The sequence below is a fragment of the Plantactinospora sp. A48 genome (genome assembly GCF_055793945.1).
In genome coordinates this window covers 59581-74522 of sequence record NZ_JBTIXF010000031.1, presented here as the reverse complement: position 1 = coordinate 74522, position 14942 = coordinate 59581, and the positions used below count along the sequence as shown (strand labels likewise).

11 protein-coding genes and 1 pseudogene are annotated in these 14942 nt (G+C 71.3%); 9 read left to right on the top strand and 3 right to left on the bottom strand.

The features are described 5' to 3' along the window. Positions 1–191, bottom strand: a pseudogene (locus ACXN5W_RS17565) (GDSL family lipase); the annotation flags it as partial. A gap of 397 nt (positions 192–588) precedes the next feature. Next, entirely contained in the window at positions 589–1566 is a 978-nt protein-coding gene (locus tag ACXN5W_RS17560) for a sigma-70 family RNA polymerase sigma factor (RefSeq protein ID WP_473159386.1), read from the bottom strand. A gap of 90 nt (positions 1567–1656) precedes the next feature. Here ACXN5W_RS17560 and ACXN5W_RS17555 point away from each other — a divergent pair, with 90 nt between their 5' ends. Next, the gene (locus ACXN5W_RS17555) at positions 1657–2487 is read left to right on the top strand and encodes an alpha/beta fold hydrolase (protein ID WP_473159385.1); all 831 of its coding nucleotides are present in this window, start codon (positions 1657–1659) and stop codon (positions 2485–2487) included. 85 nt (positions 2488–2572) lie between these two features. Here ACXN5W_RS17555 and ACXN5W_RS17550 read toward each other — a convergent pair whose 3' ends face one another. Then, complete coding sequence (locus tag ACXN5W_RS17550; RefSeq protein WP_473159384.1) at positions 2573–3556, bottom strand: aldo/keto reductase; 984 nt, start codon at positions 3554–3556, stop codon at positions 2573–2575. A 909-nt stretch (positions 3557–4465) separates the two neighbouring features. On the opposite strand from ACXN5W_RS17550, the gene ACXN5W_RS17545 reads away from it, so the two are divergent. From ACXN5W_RS17545 to ACXN5W_RS17510, 8 genes are all read left to right on the top strand, one after another. Then, the gene (locus ACXN5W_RS17545; protein WP_473159383.1) at positions 4466–6610 is read left to right on the top strand and encodes an Agd3-related carbohydrate-binding protein; all 2145 of its coding nucleotides are present in this window, start codon (positions 4466–4468) and stop codon (positions 6608–6610) included. A gap of 49 nt (positions 6611–6659) precedes the next feature. Beyond that, positions 6660–8339, top strand: a complete 1680-nt coding sequence (pelF, locus tag ACXN5W_RS17540; RefSeq protein ID WP_473159382.1) for a GT4 family glycosyltransferase PelF — start codon at positions 6660–6662, stop codon at positions 8337–8339. Then, positions 8336–9925: a hypothetical protein gene (locus ACXN5W_RS17535; RefSeq protein WP_473159381.1), complete on the top strand. Its 1590-nt coding sequence runs from the start codon at positions 8336–8338 to the stop codon at positions 9923–9925. Before pelF ends, ACXN5W_RS17535 begins: the two co-directional genes overlap by 4 nt. Before the next feature lie 35 nt (positions 9926–9960). Then, positions 9961–10803 carry a sugar phosphate nucleotidyltransferase gene (locus ACXN5W_RS17530; RefSeq protein WP_473159389.1) on the top strand — a complete coding sequence of 281 codons (843 nt, stop codon included), beginning with the start codon at positions 9961–9963 and terminating at the stop codon, positions 10801–10803. Then, positions 10800–11696: an NAD-dependent epimerase/dehydratase family protein gene (locus tag ACXN5W_RS17525; RefSeq protein ID WP_473159380.1), complete on the top strand. Its 897-nt coding sequence runs from the start codon at positions 10800–10802 to the stop codon at positions 11694–11696. The genes ACXN5W_RS17530 and ACXN5W_RS17525 overlap by 4 nt, the downstream gene beginning before the upstream one ends. A gap of 67 nt (positions 11697–11763) precedes the next feature. Then, on the top strand, positions 11764–13194 hold the full coding sequence (locus ACXN5W_RS17520; protein ID WP_473159379.1) for a nucleotide sugar dehydrogenase: 1431 nt from the start codon (positions 11764–11766) through the stop codon (positions 13192–13194). Further along, complete coding sequence (locus ACXN5W_RS17515) at positions 13191–14156, top strand: NAD-dependent epimerase/dehydratase family protein (protein ID WP_473159378.1); 966 nt, start codon at positions 13191–13193, stop codon at positions 14154–14156. The genes ACXN5W_RS17520 and ACXN5W_RS17515 overlap by 4 nt, the downstream gene beginning before the upstream one ends. After that, on the top strand, positions 14156–14848 hold the full coding sequence (locus ACXN5W_RS17510) for a hypothetical protein (RefSeq protein ID WP_473159377.1): 693 nt from the start codon (positions 14156–14158) through the stop codon (positions 14846–14848). Before ACXN5W_RS17515 ends, ACXN5W_RS17510 begins: the two co-directional genes overlap by 1 nt. Positions 14849–14942 lie beyond the last annotated feature (94 nt).

Sequence of the window (14942 nt, the reverse complement as noted above, 5' to 3'; positions counted from 1 at the left end):
GCGAGGCGTTGCCAGAGGCCGATGCGGTAGCCGCCGGGGACCTGGGTGCCTTCGGTGATGGAGTCGCCGAGGGGCATGACCCGTACTCCACCGTTGGACTCCGCACTGGCGCCACCGGTCGGGATCGTCGCGCCGGCGATCGCGAGTCCCAGTGCGGCGACCGTCGCGAACCATCGTGCTCTCGTCCGCATTGTCTACTCCCATCGTCGAGTCGGTCGGAGTCGCCGTCAGCGGGCGGGACCGTCGCGAAGGGCCGAGGCGGACCCGGGGCGCGGCCGGTGCCTGGACCGGGCCGGACCCGGCCCGCGGCGACCGCCGCGTCGGCTGAGGAAATCCGCCATGTGAGCGCTAACAACGATGTGAATGGATTGTTGCGGCTGTGCTGACGCCCGTCAACCCGCCTTCTGGGCCCCGGCCGATCGGCCACGGCGCACGCGATCCGCGCATCACCCGGCGCCGGGACCGGCCCCACGGACCGGACCGGATCCGGGGAAACCGGTCGGCTGTCCCCGCCGGTCGGCTGTCCCCGCCGGTCGGCGGTCCTCGCCGGTCGGCTGTCCCCGCCGGTCCGCCGTCCCAGTCGGTCCGCTATCCCAGCCGGGACGGCAGCCCGAGCAGCGGGAACACCCGGGCGGTGTCGAGGAAGTGGTTCATCGCCGCGATCCGCCCGGCCGACAACTCCAGGACGATCAGCGCCCACGCTTCGTGCCCGGCACCGGTGCCGCTGGGCCGGTACTGCCCGAACGCCGGCAGGCCGTTGACGGACACCGGCACCAGCCGCGACCCACGGCAGCCGCTCCCGGTGCCGCCCATCCAGGCGGCGATGTCGTCGTGGCCACGCAACCACAGCGGCAGCGGCGGCATCGACAGCGTCGCGTCCTCGTGCAGCAGAGCGGTCAGGGCCGAGAGGTCGTACGTCTCGAAGGCCCGCACATACCGCCGCAGCAGGTCCTGCTGCCTGTCGTCCAGCGGCTCGTGGATCTCGGCGGTGACGTCGGTGCCGGCGAGGGTGGCCCGGGCCCGTTGCAGGGCGCTGTTGACGCTGGGCACGGAGGTGTCGAGCAGGTCGGCCACCTCCTGGGCCGACCAGGCCAGCACCTCGCGCAGGATCAGCACGGCCCGCTGCCGTGGCGGCAGATGCTGGAGCGCCGCGACGAAGGCGAGCCGCACGGACTCGCGCGCGGCGACCACCTCGGCCGGATCGCCGCCCGCCGGCATCACCCGGTCGTCCGGCACCGGGCCCACCCAGATCTCCTCGGGGCGCGGTTCGCCGGGATCGGTGGCCCGGCCGGAGCCGGCGGGGCCGAGATCCATCGGCCGGACCCGCCGCTGGGCGCTGGTGAGCATGCTCAGGCAGACGTTCGTCGCGATCCGGTACAGCCACGACTTCAACGTCGAACGCCCCTCGAACCGGTCGAGGCCACGCCAGGCCCGGATGAAGGTGTCCTGTACCGCGTCCTCCGCCTCGAACGCCGACCCCAGCATCCGGTAGCAGTAGCCCGTCAACTCCGGTCGGTACGCTTCCAGCCGCAGCTCGGTGACCGTGCCGCTCGCCCCATCGCTCACCTCGACGAAGCTACTCGCAGGGTCCGATGATTTTCCGTCGTCCACCGGGTCATTGCGACAACCGTTCGACGACATACCAGGGAGCACGCGATGACAAACCCGCAGGAAACCGCCGGATCGCCGGGTTCGGGCCGGTACGCCGAGGTGAACGGCATCAACCTCTACTACGAGACGCACGGGTCGGGCCACCCGATGATCCTGCTGCACGGGGGCCTCTGCTCCGGTGAGATGTTCGGCGCCATCCTCCCCGAGCTGGCCGACCACCACCGGGTCATCCTGGTCGACCTGCAGGGTCACGGCCGGACGGCCGACATCGACCGGCCCCTGGACGTGACGCTGATGGCCGACGACATCGCCGCGCTCATCGAGCACCTCGACCTGGGACGACCCGACGTGGTCGGCTACTCCCTCGGCGGTGGTGTGGCGCTCCAGGTCGCGATCCGGCATCCGGACCGGGTTCGCCGCCTGGTCTCGGCGTCGGCGAACATCCGCCGCGCGGCGCTCTATCCGGAACTCCTCGAACAGCAGGGCCAGGTGAGCGCGGCCGCCGCCGAGTTCATGAAGGAGACCCCGATGTACGAGCTCTACCAGCGGGTGGCGCCCCGTCCCGAGGACTTCCCCAAGCTGTTGGACCGGATCGGTGCGGCGATGGCCAAGGACTTCGACTACACCGAGAAGGTCCGCGGGCTGTCGGTGCCCACGCTGGTGCTCGCCGCCGACGCCGACATGGCGCCGCCGAGTCACTTCGTCGAGATCTTCAACCTGCTCGACGGTGGCCTGCGGGACGGCGGCTGGACGGGGGATGGCCGGCCGAAGGGCGGTCACGCGCTGGCCATCCTGCCGGGGCTCACGCACTACGACATCGCCGATTCCCCGCTGTTCGCCGCCGTGACGCTGGCCTTCCTCGACCAGCAGGACTGAGCACCGCACCGCACCGCCCCGGCCGGGACGCGCCTCAGCCGGCCGTGACCAGGCCGGCTGAGCACCGCACCGGCCCGGGCGGTGCTCAGCCGGCCCTGTCGAGCCGATCCCGCTGCTCCGGCGTCAACTCCAGGTCCACCGCCGCGAGGCTCTCGTCGAGCTGGGCCACCGAGGAGGCGCCGACCAGCGGGATCGCCGGCAGATCCCCGCCGATCAGCCAGGCCAGGACGACCTGGTTGGCCGTCGCTCCGGTCTGCGCGGCCACCTCCCGCAGTGCGGCCAGCCGGGCGGGCGTGCTGGGCAGGTCGTACGCGGCGCGCAACCGCTCCGGCCGGGTGTACGCCCCCGTCAGCAGCGGCGAGTACGCGACCAGGGTGAGTTGCGGCTCGGCGTGCAGGTAGCTGACCAGATCCGGGCCGACCCAGCCGACGTTGCCGTCCGGGTGCAGGTCGCTCGGCAGGTCGACCCGGCTGGGCAGGTAGCTGCGGTGGTACTGGAGAACCTCGTACCCGGGCAGGCCGGCGCCGGCCGCGATGGTCCGGGCCCGCTCCACCCGCCAGGCGGGATGGTTGCTCACCCCGAGCAGCCCCACGGTCCCTTCGGCGACCAGTTCGGCGAAGCCCTCCACGGTCTCCCGCAGCGGCACCGTCCGGTCATCGAGGTGCGCGTAGAGCAGGTCCAGCCGGTCCGTGCCGAGCCGTTCCCGGCTGCGCTCGGCGGACTCGCGGATCACCTTCGCCGACAGGCCCTCCGGGTTGTCCACGTAGCCGGTGCCCGGAGCCAGGGGACGCGCGCCGAGCTTGGTGGCGATCACCACTTCGGCGCCGACGCCCCGGCTGCGCCGCCAGCGTCCGAGCAGGTCCTCGCTGTCCCCGCCCTGGCCCCCGGTGCGCCAGAACGCGTAGTTGTTCGAGGTGTCGACGAACGTGCCACCGGCCTCGACGTACCGGTCGAGGATGGCGTACGAGGTGGCCTCGTCGACGGCGGTGCCGAAGAGCATCGCGCCGAGGCTGAGCACGCTGACCTGCCGACGGGTCGTCGGGTCGGAGCCGATCGTGCGGTACTTCATGGGTCCTCCGAGGGAAAGGGGCGGTTCGCCACCGACCACCCTTGACCCTGGAGCGCACTCCAGGTCAAGCGCGGCACCGGCCGCCACCGGTTCGGACGTGACCGGCCCTGAGACGAGCGACCGGGTCGCCGCGCCGCCGGGATGACCGGTGGCATTCCGGAACGACGGTCAGCACGGCGTCCAATCGAAATGACAGCGGATGGTCGACCTCTTGTCGCCGCATTCCTCTCCGATGTTCAATATCCACTGATATCGCGGGTGCAAATTGCGGAAAAACCTCCGTGCGGCGACGGTGGGGTGCGCTTCAAGACCGGGGCGACGGAACCGGTCGGACGCAATCATCCCATTGTCCGTATCGGCGCCGCGATGAGGATGGAATTACCGGTACCCCCGGGCACGATTCGGTGGGGTGGCCGAACCCGGTTCGATCTGCGGGGTCGTGTCCGGGATCAGCCCGACGGTCAGAATCGAAGCGGGGTATGGCTATCGGTTGAACGTACCGATTCGGCGAACCGCACGGTCCCACGCGCTGGCCTCGATGTACTTATTCGCCCTGCCGACGTGGTGGGCCAGCTCCCTCGGCCGTCCAGGTCGAACCGATCGAATCCGCCAGGTGATCATCATAAATAATTTCCAAATAATTTCCGCCACATTGCGGTAACGGTCGACGAGGTGCACGTCAGGCCGGCCAGTCCCTGTAAAAATGACATTTGAAACGCAACGTAATTTAATATTGCGGTAGGCTTCCCAGATTGTGGTACTAGCATTCGAGCGCGGCTTGGTCAATTCGCTGGGCGACACATTTAGTATTCGTTCAGTTCGGCTGGTCATTGATAGGCTTCATTTGTATATCAATAGTCCTTGATGGACTGTCAGTCACCCCGGTCGTCCCCCATCGGAGGTCAGTACATGGTCCTCACCGGACCGGCACGTCGTCGCGCCACGCGACTCGCCCTCGCCGGTTTGACCGCACTCACGGTCATCCTCGGCACCCAGACTCCCGTCCTCGCCCGGCCGTCGACCCCCCTCGCCAAGCCGCCCGCCGTGCCCGGCCTCGGTCAGGTGGCGAACCCCAGGGCGGCCCACCCCGGCCCGCTGCCCACCCGGCCCGGCTCGGTCCGGGTCGACAGGTCCAACCCGTCCGGGTCCCGGGCCACCACCAGGGCCAACGGCGTCAGCATCCAGTCGGACAACGACCAGGTCGCGCTGCGGGCACTGATCGTGGCCACCGACACCAACGACTTCGGGGTGTCCGCGCTCACCACCACCCTCGACCGGATGGGCGCCGCCTACGACGTCATCTACACCGCCACCACGCCGCTGACCGCGAGCACGCTGGCCCGGTCCAGCGACGTCGGCAGGTACAACGCGATCCTGCTGACCAACAGCATGCTGATCTACGAGTCCGGCGGTAACTACCTGTACGGGCTGACCAGTTCGGAGTGGAACCTGCTCTGGGCGTACGAGCGTGACTTCGGGGTCCGGCAGGTCGCCCTCTACACCAGTTACGGCACCTGGCCCGAGGACTACTGCCTCGACTACAACGGCGAGGGCGGGGTCGACAGCACCCCGCTGCCGGCCGCGCTGACCAGCGCCGGCGCCTCGGTGTTCGACTACCTCAACAGCTCCGCGCAGATCCCGATCACGCAGTCGTACCTCTACCGCACCTCGATCCGGTCCGGCTGCGCCGCCGACCCCCTGCTGACCAACGGCTCCGACGTGCTCGGAGTGCGGAGCACCTCCAGCGACGGCCGGGAGCGGATCGCGCTGACGTTCACCAACAACCAGTACCTGCTCCAGACCGACCTGCTGGTCTACGGCCTGATCCGGTGGGCCACCAAGGGCCTGTTCCTCGGCGAGCAGAAGCACAACCTGAACGTCGACATCGACGACTGGTTCAACGGCGCGGCCGTTTACCACACCGACGGCACCGTCGAGTACACGCCGGGCTGGCACGTCACCGGCCACGACGCGGTCAACCTCGACGCGCGGCAGACCGCCCTGCGCACCGCCCACCCCCAGGCGTCCGGGTTCACCTTCAACATCGCCTACAACGGCGCCGGCATCGACCCGTTCGCCAACAGCACGTGCAGCCCCAACGGCGGCGCCAGCACGCTGACCGCCACCACGAAGTGCCTCAAGGACAACTTCCGGTGGCTGAACCACACGTACAGCCACCCCGAGATGAACGACACGAGCTACAGCACCACGTACGACCAGATCAGCGAGAACAAGACGGCGGGCACGTCGATCGGGCTGAACTACCCGAGTGACATCCTGAAGTCTCCCGAGTACTCCGGCCTCGGCGTCTACGCCGACGCCCCGGGGGAGCCGCTGACCGACCACGGGCTGACGGCGTCCAACCCGAACCTGTTGCAGGCCGCCGACGACCTCGGGATCACCGTCCTGCACGACAACATGTCGTACCCCGGTCACGTGCCGGCGCACTTCAACGCGGGCACCGTGCATCCGCTGGACGCCAACATCACGGTGATCCCCGACTGGCCGACGAACATCGCGTACCACACGCTGACCCCGGAGACGGAGACGGCCTTCTACAACGCCCAGTACGGCCCGGACGGGGACACCCCGTACTGGCCCACCAACCGCACCTACGCGCAGATCCTCGGTTCCGAGGCCGACCTGGGGCTGCAACACGTGGCGTCCGGATCGATCTACACGCACACCTTCCACATCGCCAACGTGTACGACTACGGCTCGGGGCAGAGCCTGGTCACCGACTGGGTGTCGGCCGTGCTCACCAGGTACGACTCCTACTACTCGGTGCCGCTGATCAACTCGTCGTGGTCGAACATCGCCGCGTACGCGCGGGCCCGTACCGCCCACTTCGCCGAGTTGAACGCGGGAGTGGACGCGATCTACGACCGCGGCACCGGCACCATCACGGTCACCTCGCCGGCCGCCGGCTCCGTCCAGTTGGGCGGCGTGGCCGCGAGCACCACGGGCGCCACCACGTACGGCACCGACGTGACCGTACCGGCGACGCTCGCGGCGAACACCGCCGTCACGTTCACCGCGGCACCCCGCGCGTAACGACACGCGTCGCGACAACCGGCAGAACAACAGTGAACGGGAGCGCTCGGTGAGGATCGCGCTGGTCTCCGAAGGGACCTATCCCTACGCGATGGGCGGCGTGAGCGTCTGGTGTGAACAGCTGATCCGGGGAATGCCGGACTTCCGCTGGGAGGTCGCGGCGCTCACCGTGGACGGCACCGAGAAACCCGTGTTCGACCTGCCGGCGAACCTCGATCGCATCCACTCGATCCCGTTGTGGGGCGGCCGGCCGGCCGGCCGCCGCCCCACCCGGGGCGCCCTGGTTCCGTCCGGGCGCCCCGGCGCGGGGTTCGTCGAGTCCTACGAGGTGTTCCTGCGGGCCCTGGTCACCCCGCTGGAATCGACCCGGTCCCAGGCGGGTGCGGTCAACCGGAGCACCTTCCTGCTCGCCCTGCGCGGCATGTTCGAGTACGCCGTCGACGGCGGCGACCTGAGCGCGGGACTGCTGTCCAACCGGGCCCTGGGGATGCTGCTGGACGCCTGGCACACCCTGCGGGTCGACGAGACCGGGCCCGCGCTCACCGTCGCCGACGCGCTGGAGGCCGCCTGGCTCATCTCGCACATGCTGCGTCCGTTGAGCGCGCCGCCGCTGCGGGCCGACATCGTCCACTCGTCGATGAACGGTCTGGCCGCACTGGTCGGGATGGCCGCGAAGTGGACCTACGGCACCCCGCTGGTGATGTCCGAACACGGCATCTACCTGCGGGAGCGGTACATCGCGTATCTGCACGACAGCGCGCCACACCCGGTCCGGGTCCTGGTGCTCAGCTTCTTCCGGTCGCTCGCCGGGTCGGCGTACCTGATCACCGACGCGCTGGCGCCGCACTCCCAGTACAACCGCCGCTGGCAGCTGCACAACGGCGCCGACCCCGAGCGGATGTGGACGATGTACAACGGCGTCGATCCGGACGAGTTCCCGCCGGCGGCCGGCGAACCGGACGTCCCGACCATCTCGTTCATGGGGCGCGTCGACCCGCTGAAGGACCTGCACACCCTGATCCGGGCGTTCGCGCTGGTCCGCGCGGAGATCCCGGCCGCCCGGCTGCGGATCTTCGGTGGCACCCCGGCGGCCAACCGGATCTACCACGAGAGCTGCCAGGCCCTGATCGACGAGTTGGGGCTGACCGGCCACGCCACCCTGGAGGGCCGGGTGGGCAGCGCGGTCGAGGCGTACCACGCCGGCAGCCTGGTCGCGCTCACCAGCATCTCGGAGGGTTTCCCGTACACGGTGGTGGAGGCGATGGCGTGCGGCCGGCCAACCGTCTGCACGAACGTCGGCGGCGTCGCGGAGGCGGTCGGCGACACCGGGATCGTGGTCGCCCCGCGGGACGTCCCGGCCGTCGCCGAGGCCTGCGTACGGCTGCTGCGTGACTGGGACCTGCGGTTGCGGCTCGGCGCGGTGGCCCGGGCCCGGGTGCTGGAGAAGTTCACCCTGCAACGCTCGCTCCAGGCGTACCGCGACATCTACGAACGGCTCGCCGCTCCCGCGCCGGTGGCGGCCCCGCAGCCACGCGGTCAGGCACAGGGCCGGGTCAGCGTTCCGAACCACAAGATCCGTCCCGGGGTGGCCACCGTTCCACTGCGGATTCCCCGGCAGCGGGCGCCCGAGGTACCCGGCCGGCTCGGCCCGCCGCGGGCACCGGCGCAGCCCGGCACGCCGATCCGGGCGACGGCGCCGGCCCCGCTGCCGGCCGGTGAACCGCGGTGACCACCAGCGGTGATGTCGGCACCGACCCCCGGTCGCCACTCGACGGCGCCGTGCTCGCCGCGCCGTCCGACACCGTCCCGCCGTCCGACACCGTCCCGCCGTCCGACACCGTCCCGCCGTCCGACACGGACCCGCCGGGCGACGCCGACCGGTCCGACGAACGGACGGTCCTGCTGCCCAGGATCTCCACCGACCCGGTGGACGACCTGGTCGAGCGGGTCCGACCGCAACTGGGTCAGGCGGTCGACGCGCTACAGGTGACCGCCGCGCTGGAGGCCGACGGGCACACCGACCGGATCGCCCAGGTCGAGTACGGCTACACCGACGTGTTCGAACTCGCCTCCGAGGTGTTCCGCCGGCTGGGGCCGCCGGCACCGGCCAGCGACGAGCCGTACGGCACGGCGGTCACCGGTCGGGACCGGTGGGCGGGGCTGCGGCCCATCTCGCACGGACTGCTGTACGCGCTGCCGAGCGCCGCCTTCCCGGCCGTGCTGGCGCTGGTGGGGCGCCCCGGCCTGGTGCTGGGGATGGTGCTCGCCGGGACGATCGGCTGGATCTACTCGGGCGTCGCCGCGTACGCCGCGTACCGGCTGCTCGGCCTCGGCCGGCCGCGCTCGGCGGCCCGGCTGCTGCGCGCGACCGCCCTGGCCGCACCGCCGCTCGGAGTGCTGCTCGGCGGCGCGGTGCTGTCGCGGGGCGGACCGGCGCTCGCCCTGATGATCGTCTTCCAGTTGACGTACCAGCTGGCCGGCACATTGCTGACCTTCTACCGCCGCGAGCTGTGGCTGGCCGCGGCGATGCTCCCGGCCTTCCTGTCCGGGGCGGCCTACCTGGCCTCCGGCGGCTTGACGCAGCGCCGCTGGACCGTGGCCGTGGCCATGGTCTGCGTGCTGGTCGCCTTCGCCGCGGCCATCTGGGCCACCCGGGCCGACGGCCGGGCCGAGGAACCGGCCGCCCGGGATCCACTGTGGCCGGACGCGCCGGCGCTGTGCGGGGTCGCCGGATACGGGCTCTGCTCGGCGGCGCTGCTGTTCCACGCCCAGGCGCCCTACCTGCTCGGCCGGCTGGACATCGCGGCGGCCGCGGTGCCGCTGATCCTGTCGATGGGTGTGGTGGAGTGGCGCAGCGGCCGGTTCTGGGCCGACGCCGTGGCGCTGACCCGTCGGGCGCGCCGGCCGGACACCTTCGTCGCCGGGGTCTGGCGCAGGATCGGCCGGGAGGTCGCGGTCTGCCTCGCCACCCCGGCCGTGCTGGGGGCGGCGCTGCTGGCCGGCCTGTTCCAGGCGGGTGCGCTCTCGGCCGCCGGCGCGGTCATGACGGCCGCGCACGTCGCGCTGGCCGGCGCCTACTACCTGGCGTTCCTGCTGGCCGGACGCGGACGGTACGGCTGGTTGTGCCTGTCCATGACGGTCGTGATCGCCCTGCACACGGGCGTCGGCGCGCTGCTCGGCGCCGCGCCCCTGCTCGGGCAGCATGGCTCCGCGCTCACCGACACCACGCTCTACCTGGTCAGCGTCCTGCTGCTCCAGGCGCTGTTCGCGCTCGGTCTCCTTCCGGTGATCGGGCAGATCCGGCACTACCGATAGTCCGCTCGAGACCTGGGGAGGTCCGGTTGCACGCGGTGATCCTTGCCGGTGGCAAGGGAGTGAGGTTGCGGCCGTACACGACGACGCTGCCCAAACCCCTGATGCCGATCGGCGACAGCCACTCGATCCTGCAGATCGTGCTCGACCAACTCGCGTCGCGGGGGTTCACCTCGGTGACCCTGGCGATCAACTATCTCGGACCGCTGATCCGGGCGTTCGTCGGGGACGGCCGTCGGTGGGGACTGACCATCGACTACGTCGAGGAGGAGCGACCCCTGTCCACCGTCGGTCCGTTGTTCGCGCTCAAACACCGGCTGCCCGAGGAGTTCCTGGTGATGAACGGGGACATCCTCACCGACCTGGACTACGCCGACCTGCTGCGCGCCCACGCGGTCTCCGGCGCGGGACTGACGCTGGCGACCTCCGAGCGGGTGCACCAGATCGACTTCGGGGTGCTGGACGTGAACGCCGGACGGATCACCGGGTTCCGGGAGAAGCCGGCGCTGCGTTACCCGGTCAGCATGGGCGTGTACGGGATGTCCCGCCGGACGCTCGAGCCGTACCCGTCGGGACTCGCCCTCGGCTTCGACCAACTGGTGCTGGACCTGCTGGCGGCGGGGGAGAACCCGGCGACGTACCCGTTCGACGGGTTCTGGCTGGACATCGGCCGGCCGGAGGACTACGACGAGGCGAACCGGGCGTTCGCCCAGCTGCGACCGATCCTGCTGCCCGGCCGGCCGGCGGGCCCGGACCCGGTCGGAGCGCCGGTCCCGGATCCGGCGGTGACGCCGGTGTCGCCCGCGATGGCGCCGGTCTCCCCGGCCGTCGGCACCGTCGTCGTCGACCGTGCCGCCGGGCGACCGGGGGAGCTGGTATGACCCGGGTGCTGCTGTTCGGGGCGTCCGGTTTCATCGGCGGGCACGCGCGGGCCGCGCTGGAGGCGGACCCCCGGATCACCGAGGTGATCTGCCCTGGCCGCGCGGCCTACAACCTGCTCGACGGCGCGCCGGAGGGACTCGCGGTGCTGCTGCGCAAGGCCGCTCCCGACGCGGTGGTCTGCTGCGTCGGCGCGCTCACCGGTACGGCCGCGCAACTGACCACGGCGAACACGCTGGTCGCGGCGAAGCTGCTCGACGCCGTCGGCGCGGTGGCGCCGCGAGCCCGGCTGGTCCGGCTCGGCTCCGCCGGTGAGTACGGGGTCGTTCCGCGTGGCGTGCCGGTCACCGAGGAGGACCCGGCGCGGCCGGTCAGCGCGTACGGCGTCAGCCACCTGGCCGGGACCCGGCTGTTCCAGTTGGCGGGGGAGTCCGGTCAGGCGGATGCGGTGTCACTGCGGGTGTTCAACCCGATCGGCCCGGGGATGTCGGCGGAGAACCTGCTGGGCCGGGCCGCCGCGCGGCTGCGCTCCGCGCTGGCCGACAACCACTTGGAGATCACCCTGGGGCCGCTCACGGCGTACCGGGACTTCGTGGACGTCCGGGACCTGGCCGCGCTGATCGTCTCGGTGGTGCTCGCGCCGACCGTGCCGCACCGGGTCCTCAACGCCGGCAGCGGCCGGACGGTCACCGCGCGGGAGGCCGTCGAACTGCTGGCCGGCACGGCCGGCTACCGGGGTCGGATCCGCGAGGCCGGCACCGGTCCGCAGCGTTCGACCGCTGTCGACTGGATCCAGGCCGACATCGGCCGGGCCGGCCGGGACCTGGGCTGGACGCCGGTGCGGGACCTGGTCACCTCGATCAAGGACATCTGGACCGCCGGGCAGGCGGGGTGACCCACCCCGGCTCGGGCCACGGCAAGGGTCCAGCACGTCAAGTGGAAACAACGAGAGGAAACCGCAGATGAGTACGAAGATCGGGGTCGTCGGCATGGGCTACGTGGGGCTCACCCTCACCGCCGCCCTGGCCGACAAGGGCTTCACCGTGTACGGCGCGGACGTGTCGCCCACGGTGGTGGCGTCGCTGTCCCGGGGCCGGCCGCACATCTTCGAACCCGGCATCGAGGACATCTTCGCCGCCCACATCGGCCGGACCATCCAGGTGGACGCCGAGCTGCCCCGGGACACCGTCGACGTCGCGGTGATCAGTGTGTCGACGCCGGTCGACAACCTCACCCATCGGCCGAACCTGGCGAACCTGGCCGCCGCCGCGCGGGCGGTGGCCGCCAGTTGCCGGCCGGACACCCTCGTCGTGGTCCGCAGCACGGTGCCGGTCGGCGCCAGCCGCCGGGTGGTGCTGCCGGAGCTGCGCGCGGCCTGGGGGGACCGGGTCAAGCTGGTGATGGCGCCGGAACGGACCATCCAGGGTCAGGCGCTGCGCGAACTCGTCGAGCTGCCGCAGGTGGTCGGCGGGCTGGACGCCGACAGCCTGGCCGCCGGTGTCGAGTTCTTCAACGGGCTGGCCCAGACCGTCGTCCCGGTCAGTGGCCTGGAGACCGCCGAACTGGTGAAGTTGTCCAACAACTGCCACACCGACCTGATCTACTCCTTCGGCAACGAGATCGCGCTGATCGCCGAGCGGCACGGCCTCGACCCGCTGGAGGTGATCAGGGCGGCGAACGTCGACTACCCGCGGCCGGACCTCGCCAAGCCCGGGTACGTCGGTGGCGGTTGCCTGTCCAAGGACCCGTACATCCTGATCGACAGCGCGGGCGACCGGCGGCCGTTCCTCGTCGGCAAGGCGCGTCAGCTCAACGAGTACCTGCCGATCCACGTCGGCGAGACCGTGGTCCGGATGCTGGTCGAGGCGCGGGGCCGCAGTCTCGGGGCCCGGCTGGCGGTGCTCGGGTGGGCGTACAAGGGCTGGCCGCCCACCGACGACATGCGCGGCACGCCCATCGCCACCATGATGCGGGTCTTCTCCGCCGCCGGGGTCACCGTGCTGGGTCATGACCCGATGGTCACCGACGACGTGATCCGGCAGTACGGGGGTGAGCCGATCGCCCTGGACAAGGCGTTCACCGACGCCGACGCCGTCCTGATCATCAACGATCACCCGGACTACCGGGCGATCCGCGTCCCGGAGGTGCTCGGCGCGGCTCGACCGGCGTTCATCTACGACTCCTGGCGGGTGCTCGACGCCGACGCGGTGCTGGGGGCCGGCATCCGGTACGCGGGACTCGGCTACCTGCCACCCGCCCCCGCCGGACCGAACGGCACCGCCGCGAACGGCTCCGGCGCGCCGCACTCCGGCGCGAACGGCGCGGCGGCGAACGGCACCGCCGCGAACGGTTCGACCACGACCACCCCGGCGGCGGAGGTGACCCGGGCATGAGGGCACTGCTGCTCGGCGGGGCGGGCTTCATCGGCCTGCACCTGACCCGCCGTCTGGTGGCCGACGGTCACCAGGTGACGATCGTGGACGACTTCTCCCGGGGACGCGCCGACGCCGACCTCGACCGGCTGCGCGCCGATCCGGCGGTCCAGGTGGTCTCCGCCGACCTGACCGCCCCGGACACCTGGGCCGGGCTGCCGACCGGCTGGGACCAGATCTACCTGCTCGCCGCCGTGGTGGGCGTCCGCAACGTGGAACAGGACCCGGCCCGGGTGATCCGGGTCAACACGCTCACCGCGCTGCACCTGCTCGACTGGGTGGCACCGGGCGAGCGGGTGTTCTTCGCCTCCACCAGCGAGGTCTACGCCGGAGGCGTGTCGGCCGGGGTGGTGCCGGTGCCGACGTCCGAGGCCGTACCGACGATGATCTCCGACATCGCGGCGCCCCGGTTCGCGTACGCGGTCAGCAAGCTGCTCGGGGAGGCCGGCTTCCTGCACACGGCCCGGGCCCGCGGCTTCGAGACCGTGGTCGGTCGGTTCCACAACGTGTACGGCCCGCGAATGGGCGCCGACCACGTCATCCCGGAGATGTCCCTGCGCGCCATGCGGGGCACCGACCCGTTCCCGGTGCCCGGCGCTGACCAGTACCGGGCGTTCTGCCACGTCGACGACGCCGTCGAGGCCATGCTGCGGCTGATGGCCACGCCGGCCGCCGGGGGACAGATCGTGCACATCGGCAACGACCGGGAGGAGACCAACATCGGCGACCTCGCCAAACTGGTCCTGCGGGTGGCCGGCGTGAGCCCGGTGATCGAGGCGGCGGCGGCGCCGCCCGGTTCGGTCCATCGCCGCTGCCCGGATCTGACCCGGCTGCGGGAGCTGACCGGCTACGAGCCGACCGTGAGCCTGGAGGAGGGTGTGCGGACCACGTTCGCCTGGTACCGCGAGCACGGGTGGCCGTGATGAGCCGACGTCCGATCTGCTTCTACTACGGTAACGGCAGGTTGAGCGACCTCGCCGGCTACCTGCGCGTGGTCCTGCAACCGGACTTCTACCAGCCCGCTGAACTGCGCTATCTCGCCGAACAGGGCGTGCAGACCCTCGGTTACCTGTCGCTGTCGGAGGATCAGGGCCCGCCGGCACCCTGGCAGCGCCGGGAACGCAACCCGGACTGGGGTGGCGCCTTCGTCCACGTCGACCATCCGCTCTGGGTGGCGCACGTGATAGCCACGGCGAAGCAGGCGATCGCCCGTGGCTTCGACGGGCTCTTCCTGGACACGCTCAACGTGGAGCTGACCTACCCCGAGGACGTACCGCACCTGCTCACCCTCGTCGGCGCGGTACGAGAGGAGGCCCAACCCGCCTACCTGCTGGCCAACCGGGGCTTTGGCATGCTGCCGAGGCTCGCCGAGATCGTCGACGGCATCGTCTTCGAGTCCTTCTCGGCCCGGTGGACCACGGAGGGCTACGCACCCTGGCCGCCCGACGTGCTGGAGTTCCACGCCCAGATCGCCGAGCAGCTGCTGCAACTGGAGCTGGACCTGTACAGCCTGGACTACGCCGACAGCCCCGGACTGACCGACTTCGCCGAGCGTCGGGCCCGGCAGTTCGGTCTCCAGTCCTTCGTCAGCGACCGCGCCCTGTCCCGGACCTGATCGGCCGGTTCACCTGGGCGGGGCCGGATCGCGCCGGGTCGTACCCGACCGCGACCGTCCCCGCCCGGCGTTGGCCGGCTCCCCGCCGGGCGGG